Origin of the sequence: Nostoc sp. FACHB-110 (assembly GCF_014697425.1) — a bacterium.
GTDB lineage: Bacteria > Cyanobacteriota > Cyanobacteriia > Cyanobacteriales > Nostocaceae > Nostoc_B.
The window spans coordinates 18439-41139 of sequence record NZ_JACJRU010000024.1 but is presented as its reverse complement, the minus strand read 5'-3'; the positions used below and the strand labels follow the sequence as shown (position 1 = coordinate 41139).

Below are 22701 nucleotides of genomic sequence, written 5' to 3'. Positions count from 1 at the left end.
ATAATGAATAAATCTCCTCCACTCAGACAGTAACAATCAGTTATGGATACTGCTATTCTGCCATCTACGTTGCTGCTTACCTTGCTGCTATTAGTTGGGTTAGTCTTTTTTATTCGTGCGGCAACTAAAGACCGCACGGAAACAGCACACCTAATATCAGAACAAAGTGAAGCTGTATTAATGCCGCAATTGCAGGAATATTTTATTTCTCGGTCTTATCGAGTGGCAGCGGTAGACCGAGATAAAAACCAGGTAACTTTTGAGGGCTATGTTCAACCTAGTTTATTTTTAGCGGTTTTTTTAACTACCCTCGCCACTGTAGGCTTGGTTTGCTTATCTTTAGTTTTATTGCTATTGTTGCCTCACCTCAGTAATCTGATTCTGGGAATAGCACTGCTTTCACCGTTGAGTGGTCTGTTTTATTGGAAAAAAGCAGGAAGAGTAGAAAAAGTTTTGCTGAATATGCCAAAAACCAGTCAAAATAAGCCAGACTCTCCAGGTAAGTTTGCTGTAACGGCGCATCGAGACGAACTAATTGAGCTACAGAGGGCGTTGAATCTGAAACTGAGTGATTAAATGTTCAGTAGGTTACAAAGTTATCTATTGAGGCTGGGTGTAGAGGTGTAAAGGTATAGGGTTAATGGGTTTGGGATACATACACCCTTAGCCAAACTGTGGATTTTTCGTCTTTATACCTAAGTTCTCATGCGATCGCACATTGCCTAATGTTTGATTAACCCAAATTTATGAAGGTCTAGCAAACCATCTCAGTAAACCTACCAAAATTTTCTAGCTCTGTTAACATTTGTTATGATTTCCTACTTGCTAGGAAGAATAATTATTGGAAATAGAGTTGACATTCAGGAGGAGTGAAATGGGACTTAGCGATGGTCTCTCAAACCCAAATAAAAAAGCAATGGTTGTGGAAGACTGTTGCAGCATGATAGAAACACAACTGGCTTCTAAGTCAGGTTTAAGTGGAATTGCCCTCAAAACAGCTTTTGCTGCTTTAAAAGGAGTTAAACCAGGATACATTTCCTACGCTGTAGAACAACTCCTCCCAGCTTGTTTTGATGCACTTGACCCGATTTGGCATGAAGGGGAACAACAGGGAGATCCAGTTACCCATCTGTCTACAAATAAATCTCGCACAGCAGATGCGCTTTTAAGCGTAACTGATAATCGGCTAAAAAGCGTCAAAAGAGCCATTGTGCGCGGAACCTATGACAAACTTCGCGGTTCTGCCAAGCAACATGTAGAGGAAGCCGTGCCAGATTTTGCCCAGGTAATTGATAGGTATACAAAAGCCTAGTATTAATATTTGTAGAGGCTGGGTGTCAGGGTGTAGGGGTGTAGGGTGTAGGTTAATCATTGTCCCTGATATCCACAACCCCTACAAAAGCCAAGCTATATAAAATTAGCCTGATACTTTTTGGTTCCCCTCACCCTGTTCCCTACGGTATGAGGATTACAGTTGCCGTACTACTGGCTGACCATCGATAACTTCGCCAACTAAAACGATGTCGGCACAGTTGACAAAAATACCATTCTCCAGAACGCCGGGAATGTTATTTAAAGTTTTTTCCAAGTTTACGGGGTCATCAATTGAGTCAAACCTGACATCGAGAACAAAATTACCTTGGTCAGTAATTACAGGGCCAGCTTTTTTCACACCCATACGCAGTTCTGGTTTACCGCCTAGTGCTTTGATAGCGTTGGTAACGGGGGTAATTGCCATTGGGATGACTTCAACTGGGACTGCAAATACAGAACCCAAGCGGTCTACTAACTTACCACTGTCTACAACGACAATGAATTGTTTTGCTAAATAATCAACTACCTTTTCGCGGGTGTGGGCTGCACCGCCACCTTTAATTAAGTTCTTGTGGGGGTCAACTTCATCTGCACCATCAATGGCAATATCAATATGGTCAACAGCATCTAAAGTGGTGAGAGGAACACCGTATTCTTTTGCCAAGACTTCTGATTGAAAAGAGGTAGGAATACCGACGATATCTTTAAGTTCACCAGATTTGAGGCGATCGCCTAAATATTGAATTGTGTAGGCTGTAGTTGAACCTGTACCCAATCCAACAATTGAACCTGATTTTACCAAAAGGGCAGCGGCCTTACCCACTTCTTGCTTCATCAACTTTACGGGATCTGCTGCGGTCATTCCCAAAACTCCACAAAAACTGCATATAGTCCATATTAGAAGGCAGATGGTAAGCAGGGGAAGCAGGAGTTGAATTGGGTGTGGGGTGTGGGGTGTCGGGGAAAGAATAAGAATTAATTATTTATAGCAGTCGAAGCATAGATTAGGACTATGTTCATTGCTGAAACTCCTGAGAATACCGAGTTTATATTCAGCACGCTGCTCAACTCCCGCTACCACTAACAGCACTCAGCACATCGCGTTATATTACTCTTAACGAAGAACTATTGACAAATGACCAATGATTGTGTTTTTTAGTCGGATTTGCAACATTATAGAGATGCAATTCGTCAGTAAGTTGATAAGCTTTGGAATGTTGAGTGGCCCAAGTTTGAACTTACAGCAAGCATATAAGGTACAAATTTTCCCAACTTTGTTGCCTGTCCTGTGTTCCCTGTTCCCTGCTGTAAATTCAGTCTGACAGTCTTGTTATGTTTCTATGAGCATCTGAAAATGACGAGAAATCTCAGCCAGTGCATCGGTACTATTTCGTTAGTTGTGCTACTTCAAAGTTTTCCTTTAGTTGTGCAAGCACAATCGACCCAAACCTCTGCTGGAACAACGGCAGAGAGTATTCAAAAGGTAATTGCTGCCCAATGGATGACTAATGCACCGGATGGCAATTTTTATCCAGAAAAGTTGTTGAGTCGGGCAGAATTGGCAACAATTATGGTCAAAGCATTTCACCTTGATAAACGCCAAGCTGTTAGTCAAGAAAATGTTGTCATTCCAGATGTAGCTGCTTCTAATCCAGCATTTAATGATATTCAGATAGTCTTAAAAACCGACATTATGAAAGGCTATCGCGGTAATTTGTTTTTCCCTAACCAAAGAGTAACTAGGGCAGAAGCTTTAGCGATTTTCGCCCAAGCTTACGGGGTGTTTCAGTTTGATGATCAAACTGTGAATGAGACTTTATCATCTTATCCTGATGCTGGCTCGATTCCGACTTGGGCAAGAAGAGCGATCGCTACAGTCATATCTGAAGGATTTATCAATACCGATAGCCAAGGCAATATTTCTCCATTGCGGCCGATGACCCGTGGCGATATGGCTTATATATTGAGTAAATATTTACAAAGGCAACGACAACTACCCGAAACTCCCGAAGTTCCGAGTGTGCCTGATAATACAAATTCCCCTCAGCAACAAAGGTAACGTACCCGTATTTCTGATTGAAGAGGCAATACTTAACAGGCAATGGGCCACAGAATGTTTTGAGTAAGAATTCAGACATCTTCTAAAACTTGCTACTACTAGAAGTAGGGGTTTTTCACTCCCACATGGCAACAAATTGAGGGAAAAAGAGCAAAACTTTTCCCTGTTCCCCAGCCTTATTCCCTTTTTTGATGGAATCTGTAACAGAATTACAATTCCTCATGATTATGGGGGCAACCCGACCGTGGGAAAATCAAAAATACCAGAAGTAGAAATTAGAGAGGAAAACCCTATAATATGCATTTGAGCGAAATCACCCATCCTAACCAGTTGCACGGTCTATCTATTCGGCAACTGCAACAGATTGCCCGCCAAATTCGAGATAAACACCTGCAAACAGTAGCAGCAACGGGTGGGCATCTAGGGCCAGGTTTGGGTGTTGTAGAGTTAACTCTAGGGCTATACCAGACACTAGATTTAGACCGGGATAAAGTGATTTGGGATGTAGGACACCAAGCTTATCCCCACAAATTGATTACAGGACGCTACAGTAATTTTCATACCCTCAGACAAAAAGAAGGAATTGCAGGTTATCTCAAACGCTGCGAAAGCAAATTCGATCACTTTGGTGCGGGACACGCTTCTACAAGTATTTCCGCAGCTTTGGGTATGGCATTAGCTAGAGATTTAAAAGGCGAAAAATTTAAAGCTGTTGCAGTCATTGGTGATGGTGCTTTAACTGGTGGGATGGCTTTAGAAGCTATCAACCACGCTGGACATCTGCCGAAAACTAACTTGCTGGTAGTGTTGAACGATAACGAGATGTCAATCTCGCCTAACGTCGGTGCTATTCCTCGCTACCTAAATAAAATGCGTCTTAGCCCGCCTGTACAATTCATCAAAGATAACTTTGAAGAACAATTCAAGCAAATTCCGTTTGTGGGTGAATCTTTATCACCAGAATTGGGACGCATTAAAGAAGGGATGAAGCGGTTGGCGGTTCCTAAAGTAGGGGCGGTGTTTGAAGAACTGGGCTTTACCTACATGGGGCCAGTTGATGGACACAATTTAGAAGAATTGATTGCGACTTTCCAACAAGCGCATCAAATACAAGGGCCAGTTTTAGTACATGTAGTCACAACCAAAGGTAAAGGCTATGAACTGGCAGAACAAGACCAAGTAGGCTACCATGCCCAAAATCCCTTTAACTTGGCAACGGGTAAAGCTATTCCTTCTAGCAAACCCAAACCTCCTGCTTATGCTAAAGTCTTTGCCCACACTTTAGTTAAATTAGCTGAACAAAACCCGAAAATTATCGGCATTACAGCCGCAATGGCCACAGGTACAGGGTTAGACAAACTCCAAGCGAAACTGCCTAATCAATATATAGATGTTGGCATTGCTGAACAACACGCTGTGACTCTGGCTGCAGGTTTAGCATCTGAAGGGATGCGTCCGGTGGCGGCTATTTATTCCACTTTCTTACAACGGGCTTATGACCAAATCATTCACGATGTCTGTATTCAAAATCTGCCTGTGTTCTTCTGTTTAGACAGGGCGGGAATTGTGGGTGCAGATGGCCCTACTCACCAAGGGATGTATGACATTGCTTATTTGCGCTGCATTCCGAATATTGTGTTGATGGCTCCCAAGGATGAAGCCGAATTACAAAGAATGATTGTCACTGGCATTAACCATACCAGTAGTGCGATCGCTATGCGCTTCCCCCGTGGTAATGGTTATGGTGTACCCTTGATGGAAGAAGGTTGGGAACCTTTAGAAATTGGTAAGGGTGAAATTCTCCGCAATGGCGATGACGTGTTAATCGTTGGCTACGGCACAATGGTTTACCCCAGTATGCAGGCCGCTGAAATTCTCAGCGAACATGGTATTGAAGCCACAGTGATTAATGCCCGCTTTGTCAAGCCTTTAGATACAGAGTTAATTTTACCCTTGGCGAAGAAGATTGGTCGTGTTGTCACTCTCGAAGAAGGTTGTGTGATGGGCGGCTTTGGTTCTGCTGTGGCGGAAGCATTACTAGACGCTGATATCGTTGTCCCTGTGAAGCGCATTGGTATTCCTGATGTGTTAGTGGAACACGCTACCCCAGAAGAATCAAAAGCACAATTGGGATTAACCAGCCGTCAAATTGCGGAAAGAGTTATGCAGGCTTACTTTCAAAAGCAACTATCTACAGTCGTTTAAGTCTGCTATGTGAAATTCACAAGTCATTTTTATTTTGAGAAAGGTGGTTATTAACCACCTTTTTTTGTAACAGGACTTAAGTACCAAGATAAATATAGGTTGTATTTATCTCTGTGATTGGGTTTTAAGTTTTTGAGCCTTTCTATAAAACTGCGGTTTTAATGCTCCACCATAAACCGGACGCAAGAACCGAAAAATTTAGAATTTGCGTAATTTATTCAGTATTTTGAAGAAATAACTGTAGATTTATCACGTATCGTTATTAACCACATCAGATTTTGTTATCCAAACTTGATAGCGTCTCTCTAGCAAGTTGCTAATAGCGATCGCACACGTCCAAGGCGATCGCTTATAGTAATTAATCTGTCGGAATTTGACTGTTACGTTGCTTTTTATGACGCTTTCTGGGATTATTGGTTACTTCTTAGCTGTTTGTGTGGGTCTGAGCTTAGGTTTAATTGGTGGTGGCGGCTCAATTTTAGCTGTACCTGTCTTAATTTATGTTATGGGAGTACAGGTGAAATCTGCGATCGCTATGAGTTTAGTGATTGTAGGAGTTGTCAGCTTGATTGGCATAGTACCACACTGGCAACAAGGCAATGTCAACTTTAAAATAGCAGTTCTCTTTGCTCCCGGTGCGATGCTCGGAGCTTATATTGGCGCGCGGATGGCGACTCTTCCCTTGATTACACCAACCATTCAGCTTGGCTTATTCATCAGTATGATGTTACTGGCTGCGTATTTTATGATTCAAAATAGCAATCATGAACCTGTACCAGCAGAAGTAGACACACAAATAACTCAGGAAAAATCGAGTCATTTTCCTAGTTGGTTTGCCATTCCATTAGAAGGTTTAGGGGTGGGAATCATTACCGGACTGGTTGGGACTGGTGGTGGCTTTATGATTATTCCGGCGTTGGTCTTGTTAGGAAATACCCCAATTAGGCAAGCTATTGGTACTTCTTTAGCAATTATTGTCTTCAAATCTATATCGGGATTTATAGGATATTTGGGTTCAATTCCTGTCGATATAAACTTGATGTTAACTTTTAGTTTAGCTGCTAGTGCAGGAATGCTAATAGGAGCATATTTAACCCAATTTCTGGAAGCAAAACAACTAGAAAAAGGCTTTGGTTATTTTGTCATTTTAGTGGCAATTTTTATGTTGTTGAAGTGGCAATAAATTTGGTTGTGACAGCAGAATTTAAAGGGAAGGTGCAAACTTTGTCAAAACGCTTGATTGCTGTTGAGGCTAACTTTCCTCAAAACTCATTGGGCTTCCAATGCAAAAACTTGAAAAATTTTATGGTAGCCATTTTTTGCTAAATTTTCAGCTTCCTGACGTTCTTCATCAGTGAAGTTACTTTGTAGTTCTTGGTTATCAGAAAATTTAGCAATTAATTTTTCATCATCAAAGAAAAGGGTTTCTCCTGAGTGGAAATATTGAATTGCCACAACTTTGTTATTTTTAAACCAGAATCCTATACCATCGCCTGCTTCTAACAGTGCTTCAGCAGCTTTTACAGGTTCGTTATTGATTGTACAAATACTGTAACTTATACCTGCTTGGACTTTTGTTGCTTCATTGCAACCTTCAGTCATTTCTGACAGAGACTGCATAAGTTCATCAAACAGTTCTTGTGAAGTATTAGCCTTGATGTCTTCCTTTTGTATGGGTACAGTCTCATAATTTTCTTCTAGTGAAGAAGAATTGCCAATCACACATTTATCGGGGATTCCATCACCATCGTCATCAATGCGCGAGTCATTTTGCCGTCCATCATTATCGCAATCGATCATACCGCCAATAATTTTAGCTTCTTTGGTGGTTGGTGTTTGAGTAGAGGTTGCTGGAGTAGATGCTTGAGATAGTTTACAAGTCATGAGTAAAGTAGTTGCAACTAGCAAGCTGAAAGATAATTTTTGGCAAAATAGCAGTTTTTTCATCTTATGTTGGCAGAATGGGGCTATTTTAGTTTGCCCAAAATCCATCTTGTATGATTGGGGATTTTAGATGGAAGCCAAATCTAAAATTGTTAACCTGAAATTTTGCCAGGATTTACCCAAAAATTTACTCCCTTCACCTTTGAAACTTCATTCTCAAGGGAGATCCTGATCGGGGATTAAGTCTCATTCAATAGAAGAAACCGTGTACGCATACGGGTAAATCTTCATGAAACGCGACACCACTGGTAAGTTTGTGAATAATTGGGATTCTGAAACAAAGCAACGAGTTAGTTTGTCACTTACCAGTACAGCATGGCAAAGGCTTGATGATGAAGCGCACAGGCGAGGCATTTCGCGTTCGGAAGTGATTGAACATTTGGCTCGTGGTTTGGGCAATGCAGCCGATGAAATCAGCGCGAATGCAGAAAATTCTCAGCTGCAAGTTCAGATTATGGAACAAAAAAAAGCGATCGCCACTTTAGAACGTCAACAACAAGATTTAATCACTTTATTAGAAAATGCTCCCGATGCGATCGCTCTCAGGCGAGATATGACAGATACCCAGCAACAGTATACTCGACTGATTGTTGCTCAAGAAGCTGAAAGCCGAGTCGCCACCATCCTCGAAAATATTACGGATGCCTTTGTAGCTTTTGACCAAGATTGGCGTTATACATACGTCAATCAAGCAGCAGCGAAAATTCTGCAAAAATCACCTGCCGAACTGCTGGGTAAACAAGTTTGGCTGGAAGTTTTTCCTGAACTCGTAGGTAAAATAGCATACCAGCAACTACATCGGGCTGTAGAGCAACAAGTTCCTGTGTCTTGGGAAGAATTGGTTGAACCTGTTGGATGTTGCTTAGAAGTAAAAGCTTATCCATATGCATCTGGTGTGGCACTATATTTTCGTGATATTACAGAGCGCAAACAAGCTGATGCGGAACAGGAAAGATTACTGCACGAACTAGAGATTGAACATACTCGGTTTATGACGGTTTTACAGCAGTTGCCAACAGGGGTGTTAATTGCTGATGCGGCAACTGGTAAGTTAGTTTTGGCTAACGAACAAGCCAAGCAAATAACTGGGTATGACTACGAAAAATCTTTAGAGCTGGAAGAATATGCACCGATTACGCCTTTTGCGGCTTTTAGCACTGATGGCAGAGCCTATGCGCCGCAAGATTACCCCTTAGCGCGATCGCTTTTTCAAGGGGAAGTGATATCTAATGAAGAAATGGTGCTACATCAAGATGATGACCAGCAAACTTTTATATCTGTCAATTCAGCACCAATTTTTAATTACCAAAATCAAATTGTGGCAGCCGTTTGTGTCTTTCAAGATATCACCGAACGTCAGCAAGCTCAAATAGCCCGGCAACAGCAAGCGGAAGCTTTAGAAAACCAACATAAATGGTTAGAAACAGTGTTGGATTTAATGCCAACGCCAATGGTATTTATTGAACCAGAAACAGCAAAAATCACCTTTGCCAATCGCATTGCTAACCAATTAGCCGGGGGTGACTTACCCAAGCATAAATCTGTTGATGAGTACACCGATGCCTATTATTGTACCGATGCCAACGGCGATCGCATCCCTACTGCAAGAATGCCTGCGGTATTAATTGCACGGGGAGAAAAGTTAGAAAACTATGAAATCAACTGGTATACGCCAGGTGGGATTCGCTCAACCTTGTGCTGGGGCGAAATTTTGCCAGCTATGTATGGGCATCCTGCCACTGGTATTGGAATGTTTCAGGATGTGACACGCCTCAAGCAAATAGAAGAAAACTTGCGGCAGATGGAAGAACGTCTGCAACTTGCTTTATCTTCCGCACAAATGATTGCTTGGGACACAGATTTAATGAAAAATCAGGTGGTGTGTTCTCCTAATGCCTTGGAAGTTTGGGGCATTCAAGAAGGCACAGGAGAAGATTTTTTGGCGATTGTTCATCCAGAAGATCAACAGCAGATGATCGACTTAACACAACAAGCGATCGCTACAGGCACTACTTATCAACAAGAATACCGGATAATTGCCCCTAACGGTGCTTTGCGCTGGCAATATAGCCAAGGCAGAGTTTATGTAGATGCTACTGGCAAGGCAATACGGATGATTGGCGTTTCGGTAGATATTACCCAACGCAAACAAATCGCCGCCGAACGAGATCGCCTTTTACAACAAGAACAAGCAGCGCGAAAGTTAGCCGAAACCGAACGCAAGCGCTTACATGACATCTTAATGCAGATGCCTGTGATGATTAGCATTGTTACCGGGCCAAACTTAGTATATGAATTTGCCAATTCTATGTATCTGCAATTGGCTGGGCAACAAGACATTATCGGTAAATCAAAGCGGGAAGTTTTTCCCGAGTTAGAAGGGCAAAAATACCTTGATTTCATCACTCAAGTTTACCAAACAGGAGAAACACTCATCATTGATGAGTCCCCCGCTTACATAGATCGCAATGGTGATGGCATAGCCGAAGAAGTATTTTTTAACTGCGTATTTTCCCCGTGGCGGGATATCCAAGAGAGAATTCAAGGTGTGTTTATTCATGCGATTGAAGTTACATCTCAGGTTCAAGCCAAGCAACAAATTGCCCAACTTATCGAAAATCTCCAACAGAAGGAAAGACAACAAAGATTTTTAATCGAATTGAATGATGCCATTCGAGCGATTCCCGACTCAAAAGATATTATGTGGCAAGTGGTTTGTGCGACAGGGCAACACTTCCAAGTTAGTCGCTGTACCTATGGCGAAATAGATGCGACTCAAGAATATGTCATTATTGAGCGCGACTATTGCAATGGAGTCATGAGTATAGCTGGTAGCCACCAGATGAACTCTTTTAGCCCAGAAATCATTGCTCAACTCAAGCAAGGTAAAACAGTTGTTGTTGATGATGTTGAGATAGATCCGCGCACGTCTGGATCTAGGGCAGCTGCTTTTACTGCCATTGAGATAAAATCACTGTTGTGTGTGCCTTTGGTGAAACAAGGGCAATTCGTCGCCCTGTTAGTCTTGCATCATCATGCACCGCGCTGTTGGACAAGGGAAGAAGTAGCGATGATGGAACGCATCGCGGAAAAAACCTGGCTAGCCGTAGAAAGATCGCGCGTTGAAGAAGCTTTGCGCGAAAGTGAAGCGCACTTACAACTCGCACTGAAAGTTGGACGTATGGGTACATGGGATTGGGATATTCAAACTGGTGTATTGCAATGGTCAGAAGGACACTTCACTGTATTAGGCTTGCAACCAAACCAATGCCAACCTAGTTATGAAGTTTGGGCGCGTCGAGTTCATGCCGATGATTTAGCTCAAGTTGAAGCGCAACTTCAACAAGCTATGCAAGAAAACCAAGAATATCACCACGAATATCGCCTGCGCTGGTTAGACGGTTCCATTCACTGGGTAGAAGCTCGAGGTAAATTTACTTACGATGCTCAAGGCAAACCCAAACACTCTATTGGGGCTGTAATTGATATTACACAACGCAAACAAGCCGAACAAGAACGCGAAAAGTTGCTTCAACGCGAACGGAGCGCGCGCAATCAAGCAGAAACAGCAAAGCGGCAATTGGCAACTATTTTTAACACCTCTCCCATAGGTATGGGTTTGTTAGATTCCCAGCAACGCTACATAGCTATGAATGAAGCCCTAATTCAAATCAACGGCTTAACCCGCGAACAACATTTAGGGCATTCAATTGCGGAACTTTTTGGTGAATCTGATCCTAAATTAGTGAAAGTCTTTGAAGAAATTTACACTACAGGTAAACCTTTCATCTCACCTAGCTTTGCTGTGAATATTCCTGGACGTAGCGATCGCACTCCGGGTTACTATAACGTTTATTATCTGCCAACCACTAACGCCCAAGGGCGAGTAGAAGATGTTTTAGTGTATGTGGTGGATGTCACCGAGCAAGTAGAGTTAGAACTTGCCCAAAACTTTTTATCTGAAGCTAGTGCAGTTCTCGCTTCTTCTCTCGATTATCAAATGACCTTAGAGCGATTAGCCCAGTTGGCAGTATCTAAGTTAGCTGATTGGTGTACTGTCCACATTGTTGAAGAAAATGGGGCAATTGAGCAAATTACTGTCGCTCACAAAGATCCTGCTAAACTCCAATGGGCTGAACAAACCCGTCATAAATACCCTTTAGACCCGAATGCGGCTAGAGGTGCAGCCTATACTTTGCGAACTGGGGAATCAGATTTGTTAGCGGAGATTCCTGATGAGTTAATTGTCCAAGCTGCCCGTGACGCAGAACATTTAGAAATTCTCCGCGCTGTTGGGTTTAAATCAGTCATGACAGTGCCTCTCAAAACCCAATCACGGATTTTAGGTGTAATTACCTTTGTTTCCGCAGAATCAGGACGACGATATGATGAAGACGATTTGTATTTAGCCGAAGAATTAGCTTATCGTGCTTCTTTAGCCATTGATAACGCTCAATTATACCAATTAGCCCAGAGCGATCGCGCTAAAGCTGAAGCCGCCAACCGTGTAAAAGATGAATTTCTGGCAGTACTATCTCACGAATTGCGATCGCCCCTCAATCCAATTTTAGGTTGGACAAGAATGCTCCGCACTCAAAGGCTCAATCCCGCTAAAGTTGACTTAGCTTTAGAAACCATCGAACGCAATGCCAAATTACAAGCGCAATTAATTGAAGATTTATTAGATGTCTCTCGCATCCTCCAAGGCAAAATGACCTTAAACGTTGCGCCTGTAAATTTAGCAGAAACCATCGCCGCCGCTAAAGAAACAGTGAGACTCGCAGCCGAAGCCAAAAACATTCAAATTCACACCCGACTCAACCCCATTGCTGGCACAGTTTCCGGTGATGCTAACCGCTTACAACAAATTGTCTGGAACCTAATATCAAATGCCGTGAAATTCACCCCAACAGGTGGCAGCATTGAGGTGCGCTTAGAACAAGTTGGGATGTATGCTCAAATTCAAGTTCAAGATACTGGTAAAGGTGTCAGCCCCAAATTTTTACCTTACGTATTTGAATACTTCCGCCAAGAAGATGGCACAACCACACGCAAATTCGGCGGCTTAGGATTAGGGCTAGCAATTGTGCGCCATTTAACTGAACTGCACGGGGGAACTGTCACCGCCGAAAGTCCTGGGCAAGATTTAGGCGCAACCTTCACAGTTCGACTACCGCTAAATATCCAAGAAAAACAAGGGCTAGATGAAAGTGATAGACTCAGCACTCAGCACTCAACACTCAGCACTTTGCTAACAGATATTCGCATTTTAGTTGTGGATGACGATGCAGATATGCGGGAATTGGCAGAATTTATTTTGATGCAATCTGGCGCACAAGTCAAAACTGCGGCTTCTGCAATCCAAGCATTAACTATGTTGAATCAATCTCAGTTTGATTTGCTGCTGTGTGATGTTGGAATGCCAGAAATGGATGGCTATTCTTTGATTAGGCAAATTAGAAAATGGTCGCCCCAACAAGGAGGGACAATTCCCGCGATCGCACTTACCGCTTATGCTGGAGAAATCAACCAACAACAAGCCCTGCAAGCCGGATTTCAGCAGCATCTTGCCAAACCCATCGATCCCCAAGAGTTAGTGCAGTCTATTGCTAAATTAATTGCCAATTCACGTTTAAGTAAGTCGATGCAATAAAACCAAACTATGTGAAGAAAAGTAAATAAGGCTCAAACGCTTTTTCCCCCTGCCCCCCTGCAACCCATTTGTATCAAACTTAAAGTGAAACGGTATGAGGGCGGGCAAGACTTGTACTGAGCTTGCCGAAGTATGCCCACCGTACAAAATACAGCATTTTTGATATGGATCAGGTAAGCGATCGCTAGCCTTACTTTGATTACATCATATCCAGTAACATTTACTTACCAACCTTACGAACCTACCTATTTTCATGACAAGCTCTGCAAATCAGGTTTATCCGGTGATTTGGCACAACAATTGTGTGTCACTAATTGACCAAACTCGTTTACCCAATGAATACGCCTTTGTCGAAATTCACAATAGTCAAGACATGGCGCAGGCGATTAAAACCATGATTGTGCGGGGTGCGCCAGCTATTGGTGTGGCTGCGGCTTATGGAATTTATCTGGGGGCGAGGGAAATTACCACCAGCAACCATAGCGAATTTTTCACCCAACTAGAAAGGGTTGCCCAATTATTGCGGTCTACTCGTCCCACGGCGGTAAACTTATTTTGGGCTATTAGTCGGATGTTGAAAACTGCCCACGCCAAAGAAGGAAGCGTCGAAGATATCAAACAAGTTTTATTCCAAACAGCCCAAGCCATTAATCAAGAAGATTTGCAAACTTGTCAGGCAATGGGTGATCATGGTTTAACGGTACTGCCCAAAACACCCGAAAAGCTAACTTTACTCACTCACTGTAATGCTGGGGCGTTAGCAACTGCGGGTTATGGTACAGCTTTGGGTGTTGTGCGTTCTGCTTGGCGCGAAGGGCGTTTAGAACGGTTGTTTGCTGACGAAACTCGTCCCCGGTTACAAGGTGCAAAACTCACGGCGTGGGAATGTGTGCAAGAAAAAATTCCCGTGACATTGATTACCGATAACATGGCCGCCCATTGTATGCAACGGGGTTTAATTCATGCTGTTGTTGTTGGTGCTGATAGGATTGCGGCGAATGGTGACACAGCCAATAAAATTGGTACATATAGTTTAGCGATCGTTGCCAAAGCCCACAACATCCCCTTCTTTGTGGCTGCACCTTTTTCTACCGTTGATTTTGCTTTATCTGACGGTAGCCAAATTCCTATAGAAGAACGCCACCCAGAGGAAATTTATCAAGTTGGTGACACCAGACTCACCCCCCAAGGCGTAGAATTTTACAACCCAGCTTTTGATGTCACCCCGGCCGAATTCATCACAGCCATAATTACAGAAAATGGGGCATTTTCACCTGGTGATTTAGCAAAGTACCAGTTAAAACAGTGTGTTAACTAACTAACATTACTGTTTTTATGCAAATTGCTATTCAGCCTCGGTGGGAAAAACCTCAAATTTCCACACAGCAAAATTCTCACCGAAGCAATAACCTGCTTTCTCATATATTTATGGCGGGTATATTTTTCACCAGCCTTTGCCCTGTTATAGCGACACCTGCTGCTGGTCAAACTCACAACAAACCCGCCAGTTTATCTCAACCAAAAATTAATAGTCTGGGGCAACAACTTTTACAAGAAGTCTCAAAATGTGCCACAGATAAAACCTTTAATCAAAAACTAACTACTCCCCAAGCGGAAGCCATTGTGAATAGATGTGCTTTGCAAGTAGTAGCATTAGCCCCAAATGGCAAATTTCGCCCAGATGCTTTTGAACGTATGGCGGCTTTTATGGAAGCAACTGGTGTGAAACTCCCTCAACCTATTAGCCAAGGACAAGCCAGCGTTCAACTTAGCTTTGCTGGGGAAAGTTCTATTTTTACGATTCCGGTGCGTATTGGCACACAAACTCAAACTTTTATATTAGATACAGGTAATAGCCAAACAATTATCAATACTCAAATAGCTCAACAATTAGGGCTAAATAGTAACCCAATCCCCAATGGACTTTTAGAATATAAACCAGTTATTGGTAACAATCTCAAAGGATTAACAGTTAATACCCATACTCTACCAGTTTTAGGTGTCAATTCTGCCACTGTTTCTGGTATTCAAGGCTTAGGACTACCTACACAAGCATTACCAAAAAATATATCTGGGGTTTTAGGGTTAGATTTTTTAAGTAATTTTGATGTTGTGCTGAATCCCAAAAAACAACAATTGCAACTTCTACCACCTTCAGAAAATGTTGCTGGTGCTATTCCTTTAAAAGGTCGCTTTGGTATTTTAACTGCCCAAGTTTATATTAATGGTCAAGGGCCTTTTAACTTTGCTGTGGATACCGGCGCATACAGCATGATGATATCTCAACCTGTCGCGCAAAAGTTAGGAATTGGCGATCGCAATGCCCAAACAGCCCAAATATTTGGTTTTGGTGGACAAGAAACAGTCAAAAAAATTAAATTGAATAAGCTGCAAATTCAGCAACATCAAGTCACTGAAATTGATGCTGTGATTGTCGAGCAAAGTAATATTCTTCAGCTTCCTGGTGTAGAAGGTATTATTGGACAAAACTTCCTCAATCAATATCAACAACATTGGCGGTTTGATAAACCCAATGCACTGGGAGTTGTGCAATCGGGAAGTTTAGTTTTAACACCTTAGAGGCAGGAGGTAAGAATATTAATATTGTAGGCATTCATGCTTTCAAAATTAATTATTGAACATTGCCAAATCTTTGTACATCCGTAACACACCCTAATTGTACTTTATAAATAGACTCTAACTATGAACAAACCTAGCTTAATTACTGGATTAATTATTTGTCTAATTTGGATGAACGGTTGTGCTAATTCTTCTACAGAAGTTAGCCAAGAAACCCCAACAACTAAATCTGAAATTACCCAAAGCCCTAGCAAAGACTCAGAAGTGACTGCATCTGCTGAAGCAACTCCTACAACTGAGGTTTCGCCTTCAGAAAATACAGAAACATCGACAAAAGCCTTACCAAATATTGGTAAAGTAAAAGAACTAGTCAATGGTGATTTATTGTGTTATGCCACATTAATTGATGAACAAGGAGTTGAACATCAAGTAGGTGCATCTTTTGAAATTTGTGCAGAATCAGCGAAATTTTTAAACAAAAAAGTCCGTGCATCTTACACAATTGAATCAGTGAGTGATTGTCAAAGTGCTGAACCTTGCGGTAAAACTAAAAAAGAATCAATCATTACTAAGATGGAAGTTTTGACTCAATAAAAAATAATGCGAAACTAATCTAGAGCATTCATGTATAAAAAACAATTTAATCTAAAAACTTGGGCTATTCGTCTTGCTTGGGCTTTTGTGATTATTGGAGTAGCATTTCTCTATTTTTATCCCGTAATTAGTTGTAGATTTTTACATGATCAAGCTGCTTGTGAAACTGACAAGTGGCAACAGCGTAATTTACCCTAATTCTTAATTTTATGACTCAGGCCATCTTCTATCGCCAGTAATAGAATCAAAGATAAATAACTGAGTTAAATCTAATTGTAAGGATAAGCGATCGCCTACACTCACCCGTACATTTCCACCAAGCTGCACATTCAATAACACTGTTGAACCAGGTAAACTCGCACGAATTAAAGTTTCTCTCCCCAAAGGCTCAACCACCTTCACTTCTACCAGCAACTCTCCTACCTCTTGTTCTCCGTGTTCTCTGCGCCTCTGTGGTTCGTTAATAGAAATATGTTCTGGACGAATACCCAAATCATAACTTTGCCCTGGACGCAGTTGTAATGTTTCCCTGACAACTTCAGGAACTGCTATTAATTGTTCACCCACATCAAAGCCATCATTGGTATATTTTGCTGACAAAATATTCATTGGTGGATTGCCTAAAAAAGTTGCCACCATATGATTACATGGCAGATCATAAATGCTTTGAGGGTCGCCAATTTGTTGAATTCTCCCCCGATTCAGCACGACAATTTTATCAGCCAAGGTCATCGCCTCAACTTGGTCGTGAGTTACATAAACTGTAGTAATTCCTAACTCTTGATGGAGTTGTTTTAATTCGGCTCTAGTGTCATCGCGCAATTGAGCATCTAAATTAGATAGAGGTTCATCTAATAAAAATACTTGAGGTTCACGAGCGATCGCTCTTCCTAATGCTACCCGTTGTTGCTGTCCACCAGAAAGCTGTTTGGGTTTGCGATCTAATAAATGTTCCAACGAAAGCGATCTCGCCACCGTCCCCACCCGTTCTTGAATGAGTTTTGCGTCCACCTTTCGCATCTGCAACCCAAAGGCGATATTTTCCGCCACCGTCATGTGCGGATAAAGGGCGTAGTTCTGAAATACCATCGCCACATCGCGCTGTCTAGCGGGGATGTTATTCATTAAGCGATCGCCTATAAATAGTTTGCCAGAAGTGGCAGTTTCTAAACCCGCGATCGTCCTTAAAATTGTCGATTTCCCACAACCAGAAGGCCCGACTAACACCCAAAACTCGCCATCGGGAATTTCAAAGCTAATATCTTCGATGGCGGTGACGTTATTAAACCGACGTTTAATTTCTTCAAGACGTACTTTTGCCATTATATTAATCTGAGATTTTGAATGTACAGTTTTAATTCAGTACTAAGTGCTTTCGTTTGGTTTCTCCAACAAAGTTTGAGGTTTCTGTGTCAGTTCATTAACTTGATTTTCCTGTGTGACTCTAATCAGGAATCTGAGAGCCTCATTAACAGCTTCAGCATTAGGAAATACTTTTGCGACATCAGGTTCTAAACGAACCGTTGTCTGAGAAAAACTCTTGCGTTCCGACCCAAATTTTCTGACTTTTAGGCTTTTTAAGTCATACTCTGAACGCAAATCATCTTCAATTTCTGAATTATCCTTCTTCATAAGCTTTTTGCTCATTTAGTGTTACTTGTCTAGCACTAATAATACGGATGACATCTCCTCTTTCTGTATACGAAACAATTAATAAACGTCTTTGCTTGGATTGTCCAACAATAAGATAACGCTCCTCATAATCAGAATGGTCTGGGTCGTAAAAGTCAACATACAAAGGGTCATCAAAAACTGTTTTTGCTTCTTCAAACGCAACTCCATGCTTTGAAATATTTTTCGTTGCTTTGTTCTCGTCCCACTCAAATCTCATAAAATTCTTGCAGGATATACTTGAATACTATTTAGTATTTTTTCATCAATTTGAGTTTCTAAACAAAGTTCAATGACTTCTTTAATATTGACCATCAACTCATCAATTGTTTCTCCTTGGCTATAACAACCTCTTAGCTGCGGGACTTCTCCGACATAATAGCCATCTTCATCCCGTTCAATAATGACGTAAAATTCGCGTTTGATGTTATTCCGCATAATTTAATTTTACGAGGTTACTAATTTCATACTTCACACTTCACACTTCACACTTCATACTTCACACTTCATACTTTATTCGTCCACGCCGGATGAGCAAATAAAGACGCAATAACTCGCACACCTCGGAGTTGATTGGATAAAGGTAAATGACCTTTTGGCGCGCTCAAATCCCAAATAAAGCTATTAGGATAACGTGTCCAAGTATTACCATTTTTCCAGGCGATTTTCGTCCAGAAATTATCCCAATTTTTGCCGAGGCTTAACCAAATTTCGCGCTGTACCGAAAAGCCAAATTTTCCTTCCGAATGAACTAACCACAAATGATTAATGGTGTGTAAGTCAGTCACAGGGAAATTGTCAACTTCCGTAAAATATAGCCATTTGCGCTTGACAGCCGTTGGCCCTGCTACTTCGCACATTTTCTCAATAGTCATGCGATCGGCGGCTTGGAAGTCTTGGGCAGCAAGTAGCTGTTGTAAAGGTTTGTAATTGATCCCTGCATCTGATTTTAGAGGTACAATGCCTTCAGGAAAATTTGTTTGGAGAAATTCTCTGGCGTTTGGTGCATCAGAGTTGTAAAGGACTTGGTAAGCTTTACCATCAATCCAAGTTGCTGGGGACTCACGACGTTTCAATAAAAATTCCCTCAACACTTCCAATCCCTCGTTACCTAATTCGGCTAACTGTGGGATGATCTGTTGTTGGACTTGAAGAGACCCAGCGATTAAGCGTTGTCTGAGGGAGTCGATGTCATTAGCAGTGCCTGATACAATCATTGGGTCTGTCATGCCATTACTCGTGTTAGCGGTCAGTGAACAAGCGATCGCTATCGTGGATTCTTGATGATGAAACACTGATAGCGAAAAGTAGTTTACTATTTTTGATCGTACAAAATTGCGTCAGTTTCACTTAATCCCCAAATGCTGTAAAAGGGGAATAGGGGGAAAATCTGCATATTTAGGGGTGCTTAGGCTAGGATGCTCAAGGCTAGAACCTAGGCAAGATGAAGGCTGAAGCTGAAATTTATATTTGACACTTCACACTTCATACTTCATACTTCATACTTTTTATGTTTTTCTGGAGTGTTTGAACTATGTACGAAAAGATTACCCCCCCGACTAGTGGATCAAAAATCACCTTTAAGAATGGTGAGCCAGTTGTGCCTGACAATCCAATTATCCCGTTTATTCGGGGCGATGGCACAGGTATTGATATCTGGCCTGCTACCCAAAAAGTACTAGATGCGGCGGTAGCTAAGGCGTATCAGGGTAAACGCCAAATCAGTTGGTTTAAGATTTATGCTGGTGATGAGGCTTGTGATTTATACGGCACTTATCAGTATTTACCCGAAGATACTCTGACAGCCATTAAAGAATATGGTGTAGCTATTAAAGGGCCTTTGACCACTCCTGTAGGCGGTGGGATTCGTTCTTTAAATGTGGCATTGCGGCAAATTTTTGACTTATATGCTTGCGTACGTCCTTGCCGTTACTATGCTGGTACGCCTTCACCCCACAAAAACCCTGAAAAGCTAGATGTCATTGTTTATCGGGAAAATACTGAAGATATATATTTGGGGATCGAATGGAAACAAGGTAGTGAAATTGGTTCACGCTTAATTTCCATCCTCAACAAAGAACTGATCCCCGCCACCCCAGAACACGGTAAAAAGCAAATTCCCCTCGATGCAGGGATCGGGATTAAACCCATTAGCAAAACTGGTTCCCAGCGTCTAGTACGTCGCGCCATCAAACACGCCTTAACTTTGCCCAAACACAAGCAACAAGTCACGCTGGTGCATAAGGGTAACATCATGAAGTACACCGAAGGCGCGTTCCGTGATTGGGGTTATGAACTAGCCACCAGCGAATTTCGTCAAGAAACAGTCACCGAACGGGAATCTTGGATTTTAAGCAACAAAGAAAAAAATCCTCACATTTCCCTAGAAGACAACGCCCGTCAAATCGACCCTGGTTTTGATGCCCTGACTCAAGAGAAAAAAGCACAAATTGTCAAGGAAGTGGAAACAGTTCTTAACTCAATTTGGGATAGCCACGGCAATGGCAAGTGGAAAGATAAAGTCATGGTCAATGACCGCATTGCTGACAGTATTTTTCAACAAATCCAAACCAGACCAGATGAATATTCGATTCTGGCTACAATGAACCTCAATGGCGATTATTTGTCAGATGCCGCCGCCGCCATTGTTGGTGGTTTAGGTATGGGGCCTGGCGCAAATATTGGGGATGCTTGCGCCGTTTTTGAAGCCACTCACGGTACAGCACCCAAACACGCAGGCTTAGATAAAATTAACCCTGGTTCAGTGATTTTGTCTGGCGTGATGATGCTGGAATATCTAGGTTGGCAAGAAGCAGCCGACTTAGTTAAGAAAGGTTTAGGGGATGCGATCGCTAACGGTCAAGTCACCTACGATTTAGCAAGGTTAATGGAACCACCTGTAGAACCTCTCAAATGTTCTGAATTTGCCGACGCAATTATTCAACATTTCGGTTAATTTTCGTTAATTATTAGGATGGAAAACCCCATCCTAAAAGGATTTATCGATTCGGATCAGAAATTTACTGGTGAAGGCAGGCAGGGGGGGATAGTAACCTCTCCCCTGCTCCTCCGCTCCCAAGCGAAGCAGGCCCCTCTGCTGTCTTAATGAAGAGATGTCTTAACCAAACCGTATTGCCTTCATCCCTAAACCCTCATATTTGACCTACACATTAAAGCGGAATAACATTACATCCCCTTCTTGGACGATGTACTCTTTTCCTTCACTTCTGACTAAGCCTTTTTCTTTAGCACCATTCATTGAACCACTTGCAACTAAATCATTGTAAGCAACAGTTTCGGCGCGAATAAATCCACGTTCAAAATCAGAGTGAATCACACCTGCGGCCTGAGGGGCAGACATCCCAGCATTAATTGTCCAAGCACGGGTTTCTTTGGGGCCACTAGTGAAATAAGTCCGCAAACCTAACAAGGTGTAAGTTGCGCGAATCAAAGATTTTAACCCGCCTTCTTTCACACCTAAAGATTCTAAGAAATCTGCTTTGTCTTCTTCAGCTAATTCCACTAATTCTGCTTCTACTTGAGCAGAAACAATGACGACTTGAGCATTTTCTTGTGAGGCAATTTGTCGGACTTTTTCAACAAATTCGTTACCTGTAGCTAAGTCATCTTCTGAAACATTGGCAGCATAAATAATCGGTTTACTGGTGAGCAGTCCTAGCCCTTGAATAATGGCTGCTTCTTCTTCATTTAAACTAACTTGACGGACAGATTGACCTTCGTTTAAAGCTGCTACTAATTTTTCGAGAACTGTAATTTCAAACTGAGCATCTTTGCTGGTGCGGGCTTGTTTGCGGGTACGTTCAATGCGGCGTTCAATTTGGGCTAAGTCGGATAAACCGAGTTCTAAATTGATAATTTCAATATCCCGCGCTGGATCAACAGAACCAGCAACGTGGATAATATCATCATTCTCAAAACAACGTACCACATGAACGATCGCATCAACTTCTCGAATGTGGGATAAAAATTGGTTCCCCAACCCTTCACCTTGACTCGCACCTTTGACCAAACCGGCAATATCCACAAACTCAACACGGGCGGGGATAATTTGTGCCGAACCAGCAATTTGCGAAAGCACGTTTAACCGCTCATCCGGTACTGAGACAACGCCGACATTCGGTTCAATCGTGCAGAAGGGAAAGTTAGCAGCCTCCGCTTTCGCATTGGCTACTAAGGCATTAAACAAAGTAGATTTTCCGACGTTGGGAAGTCCGACAATTCCGGCTCTTAGCATTTTGGATTTTAGATTTTAGATTTTGGCTCAAACTACTAAGATAATTCAAACAGGTTCAGGTATGGTTTGGGGAATTGTCCCAGGAACAGTTTGCGGAATGGGTGCAGGTACAGTTTCTGGTACAGGTTCGGGAATAACTGGTTGTGGTGTCGGTTCCGTTTTGGGTAGGGGGTTTGGTTGCGGTGTCGGAATTTGGGGGTCGGGAATTGAAATAGCTTGAATATCAATCATGGGTAGTCTAGTTAAATTATCTGACTTCCTCAAGCTAGATGATTAACCTTGATGCTGACATCTTCCTCAAAAATGGAAAAAGTCTGAAGTATGAAGTCTGAAGTATGAAGTCTGAAGTCTGAAGTATGAAGTCTGAAGTATGAAGTCTGAAATTGGCATTCAGATCCCCGAATCAAAAAAGTCGGGGATCTTGCG

Annotated in this window: 20 protein-coding genes; 11 read left to right on the top strand and 9 right to left on the bottom strand. The window is 42.1% G+C overall.

Annotation, left to right across the window (positions count from 1 at the left end):
- Positions 1-42: 42 nt before the first annotated feature.
- Positions 43-576: a cofactor assembly of complex C subunit B gene (locus H6G69_RS20490; protein WP_190690971.1), complete on the top strand. Its 534-nt coding sequence runs from the start codon at positions 43-45 to the stop codon at positions 574-576.
- 298 nt (positions 577-874) lie between these two features.
- Entirely contained in the window at positions 875-1312 is a 438-nt protein-coding gene (locus tag H6G69_RS20485) for a DUF6918 family protein (RefSeq protein WP_190690970.1), read from the top strand.
- 156 nt (positions 1313-1468) lie between these two features.
- Here H6G69_RS20485 and rpiA read toward each other — a convergent pair whose 3' ends face one another.
- On the bottom strand, positions 1469-2176 hold the full coding sequence (gene rpiA / locus H6G69_RS20480; protein WP_190690969.1) for a ribose-5-phosphate isomerase RpiA: 708 nt from the start codon (positions 2174-2176) through the stop codon (positions 1469-1471).
- 492 nt (positions 2177-2668) lie between these two features.
- Here rpiA and H6G69_RS20475 point away from each other — a divergent pair, with 492 nt between their 5' ends.
- From H6G69_RS20475 to H6G69_RS20465, 3 genes are all read left to right on the top strand, one after another.
- Positions 2669-3373 (top strand): S-layer homology domain-containing protein, encoded by a 705-nt coding sequence (locus H6G69_RS20475; protein WP_190690968.1) that lies wholly within the window; start codon positions 2669-2671, stop codon positions 3371-3373.
- A 297-nt stretch (positions 3374-3670) separates the two neighbouring features.
- The gene (gene dxs / locus H6G69_RS20470) at positions 3671-5578 is read left to right on the top strand and encodes a 1-deoxy-D-xylulose-5-phosphate synthase (protein ID WP_190690967.1); all 1908 of its coding nucleotides are present in this window, start codon (positions 3671-3673) and stop codon (positions 5576-5578) included.
- A gap of 394 nt (positions 5579-5972) precedes the next feature.
- Positions 5973-6761 (top strand): sulfite exporter TauE/SafE family protein, encoded by a 789-nt coding sequence (locus H6G69_RS20465; protein ID WP_190690966.1) that lies wholly within the window; start codon positions 5973-5975, stop codon positions 6759-6761.
- An 86-nt stretch (positions 6762-6847) separates the two neighbouring features.
- Here H6G69_RS20465 and H6G69_RS20460 read toward each other — a convergent pair whose 3' ends face one another.
- Complete coding sequence (locus H6G69_RS20460) at positions 6848-7462, bottom strand: hypothetical protein (RefSeq protein ID WP_190690965.1); 615 nt, start codon at positions 7460-7462, stop codon at positions 6848-6850.
- Positions 7463-7751: 289 nt separating this feature from the next.
- Here H6G69_RS20460 and H6G69_RS20455 point away from each other — a divergent pair, with 289 nt between their 5' ends.
- From H6G69_RS20455 to H6G69_RS20435, 5 genes are all read left to right on the top strand, one after another.
- Positions 7752-13175 carry a PAS domain-containing protein gene (locus H6G69_RS20455; RefSeq protein WP_190690964.1) on the top strand — a complete coding sequence of 1808 codons (5424 nt, stop codon included), beginning with the start codon at positions 7752-7754 and terminating at the stop codon, positions 13173-13175.
- Between the two features lie 253 nt (positions 13176-13428).
- Positions 13429-14493 carry an S-methyl-5-thioribose-1-phosphate isomerase gene (gene mtnA, locus H6G69_RS20450; protein WP_190690963.1) on the top strand — a complete coding sequence of 355 codons (1065 nt, stop codon included), beginning with the start codon at positions 13429-13431 and terminating at the stop codon, positions 14491-14493.
- Between the two features lie 17 nt (positions 14494-14510).
- On the top strand, positions 14511-15755 hold the full coding sequence (locus tag H6G69_RS20445) for a retropepsin-like aspartic protease (protein ID WP_190690962.1): 1245 nt from the start codon (positions 14511-14513) through the stop codon (positions 15753-15755).
- A gap of 123 nt (positions 15756-15878) precedes the next feature.
- The gene (locus H6G69_RS20440; RefSeq protein WP_190690961.1) at positions 15879-16349 is read left to right on the top strand and encodes a hypothetical protein; all 471 of its coding nucleotides are present in this window, start codon (positions 15879-15881) and stop codon (positions 16347-16349) included.
- Positions 16350-16379: 30 nt separating this feature from the next.
- Positions 16380-16547: a hypothetical protein gene (locus tag H6G69_RS20435; protein ID WP_190690960.1), complete on the top strand. Its 168-nt coding sequence runs from the start codon at positions 16380-16382 to the stop codon at positions 16545-16547.
- 9 nt (positions 16548-16556) lie between these two features.
- Here H6G69_RS20435 and H6G69_RS20430 read toward each other — a convergent pair whose 3' ends face one another.
- The 5 genes from H6G69_RS20430 to H6G69_RS20410 all read right to left on the bottom strand — a co-directional run bounded on the left by H6G69_RS20430 (position 16557) and on the right by H6G69_RS20410 (position 19249).
- Positions 16557-17672, bottom strand: a complete 1116-nt coding sequence (locus H6G69_RS20430) for an ABC transporter ATP-binding protein (RefSeq protein ID WP_190690959.1) — start codon at positions 17670-17672, stop codon at positions 16557-16559.
- 42 nt (positions 17673-17714) lie between these two features.
- On the bottom strand, positions 17715-17981 hold the full coding sequence (locus H6G69_RS20425; RefSeq protein WP_190690958.1) for a hypothetical protein: 267 nt from the start codon (positions 17979-17981) through the stop codon (positions 17715-17717).
- Complete coding sequence (locus tag H6G69_RS20420; protein ID WP_190690957.1) at positions 17968-18240, bottom strand: BrnT family toxin; 273 nt, start codon at positions 18238-18240, stop codon at positions 17968-17970. Before H6G69_RS20420 ends, H6G69_RS20425 begins: the two co-directional genes overlap by 14 nt.
- The gene (locus H6G69_RS20415) at positions 18237-18458 is read right to left on the bottom strand and encodes a type II toxin-antitoxin system HicB family antitoxin (RefSeq protein WP_190690956.1); all 222 of its coding nucleotides are present in this window, start codon (positions 18456-18458) and stop codon (positions 18237-18239) included. Before H6G69_RS20415 ends, H6G69_RS20420 begins: the two co-directional genes overlap by 4 nt.
- A 68-nt stretch (positions 18459-18526) precedes the next feature.
- Entirely contained in the window at positions 18527-19249 is a 723-nt protein-coding gene (locus H6G69_RS20410; protein ID WP_190590222.1) for a GUN4 domain-containing protein, read from the bottom strand.
- 305 nt (positions 19250-19554) lie between these two features.
- Here H6G69_RS20410 and H6G69_RS20405 point away from each other — a divergent pair, with 305 nt between their 5' ends.
- Entirely contained in the window at positions 19555-20976 is a 1422-nt protein-coding gene (locus H6G69_RS20405) for an NADP-dependent isocitrate dehydrogenase (protein WP_190690955.1), read from the top strand.
- A 207-nt stretch (positions 20977-21183) separates the two neighbouring features.
- Here H6G69_RS20405 and ychF read toward each other — a convergent pair whose 3' ends face one another.
- Complete coding sequence (ychF, locus tag H6G69_RS20400; RefSeq protein ID WP_190690954.1) at positions 21184-22275, bottom strand: redox-regulated ATPase YchF; 1092 nt, start codon at positions 22273-22275, stop codon at positions 21184-21186.
- 45 nt (positions 22276-22320) lie between these two features.
- Positions 22321-22506, bottom strand: a complete 186-nt coding sequence (locus tag H6G69_RS20395) for a hypothetical protein (protein WP_190690953.1) — start codon at positions 22504-22506, stop codon at positions 22321-22323.
- Between the last annotated feature and the right edge of the window lie 195 nt (positions 22507-22701).

What these genes read in the sequence shown, in the direction of transcription:
- H6G69_RS20490 (WP_190690971.1), top strand. Translation starts at nt 43, where the DNA reads ATGGATACTGCTATTCTGCCATCTACGTTGCTGCTTACCTTGCTGCTA.
- H6G69_RS20485 (WP_190690970.1), top strand. Translation starts at nt 875, where the DNA reads ATGGGACTTAGCGATGGTCTCTCAAACCCAAATAAAAAAGCAATGGTT.
- rpiA (WP_190690969.1), bottom strand. Translation starts at nt 2,176, where the DNA reads ATGACCGCAGCAGATCCCGTAAAGTTGATGAAGCAAGAAGTGGGTAAG.
- H6G69_RS20475 (WP_190690968.1), top strand. Translation starts at nt 2,669, where the DNA reads ATGACGAGAAATCTCAGCCAGTGCATCGGTACTATTTCGTTAGTTGTG.
- dxs (WP_190690967.1), top strand. Translation starts at nt 3,671, where the DNA reads ATGCATTTGAGCGAAATCACCCATCCTAACCAGTTGCACGGTCTATCT.
- H6G69_RS20465 (WP_190690966.1), top strand. Translation starts at nt 5,973, where the DNA reads ATGACGCTTTCTGGGATTATTGGTTACTTCTTAGCTGTTTGTGTGGGT.
- H6G69_RS20460 (WP_190690965.1), bottom strand. Translation starts at nt 7,462, where the DNA reads ATGACTTGTAAACTATCTCAAGCATCTACTCCAGCAACCTCTACTCAA.
- H6G69_RS20455 (WP_190690964.1), top strand. Translation starts at nt 7,752, where the DNA reads ATGAAACGCGACACCACTGGTAAGTTTGTGAATAATTGGGATTCTGAA.
- mtnA (WP_190690963.1), top strand. Translation starts at nt 13,429, where the DNA reads ATGACAAGCTCTGCAAATCAGGTTTATCCGGTGATTTGGCACAACAAT.
- H6G69_RS20445 (WP_190690962.1), top strand. Translation starts at nt 14,511, where the DNA reads ATGCAAATTGCTATTCAGCCTCGGTGGGAAAAACCTCAAATTTCCACA.
- H6G69_RS20440 (WP_190690961.1), top strand. Translation starts at nt 15,879, where the DNA reads ATGAACAAACCTAGCTTAATTACTGGATTAATTATTTGTCTAATTTGG.
- H6G69_RS20435 (WP_190690960.1), top strand. Translation starts at nt 16,380, where the DNA reads ATGTATAAAAAACAATTTAATCTAAAAACTTGGGCTATTCGTCTTGCT.
- H6G69_RS20430 (WP_190690959.1), bottom strand. Translation starts at nt 17,672, where the DNA reads ATGGCAAAAGTACGTCTTGAAGAAATTAAACGTCGGTTTAATAACGTC.
- H6G69_RS20425 (WP_190690958.1), bottom strand. Translation starts at nt 17,981, where the DNA reads ATGAAGAAGGATAATTCAGAAATTGAAGATGATTTGCGTTCAGAGTAT.
- H6G69_RS20420 (WP_190690957.1), bottom strand. Translation starts at nt 18,240, where the DNA reads ATGAGATTTGAGTGGGACGAGAACAAAGCAACGAAAAATATTTCAAAG.
- H6G69_RS20415 (WP_190690956.1), bottom strand. Translation starts at nt 18,458, where the DNA reads ATGCGGAATAACATCAAACGCGAATTTTACGTCATTATTGAACGGGAT.
- H6G69_RS20410 (WP_190590222.1), bottom strand. Translation starts at nt 19,249, where the DNA reads ATGACAGACCCAATGATTGTATCAGGCACTGCTAATGACATCGACTCC.
- H6G69_RS20405 (WP_190690955.1), top strand. Translation starts at nt 19,555, where the DNA reads ATGTACGAAAAGATTACCCCCCCGACTAGTGGATCAAAAATCACCTTT.
- ychF (WP_190690954.1), bottom strand. Translation starts at nt 22,275, where the DNA reads ATGCTAAGAGCCGGAATTGTCGGACTTCCCAACGTCGGAAAATCTACT.
- H6G69_RS20395 (WP_190690953.1), bottom strand. Translation starts at nt 22,506, where the DNA reads ATGATTGATATTCAAGCTATTTCAATTCCCGACCCCCAAATTCCGACA.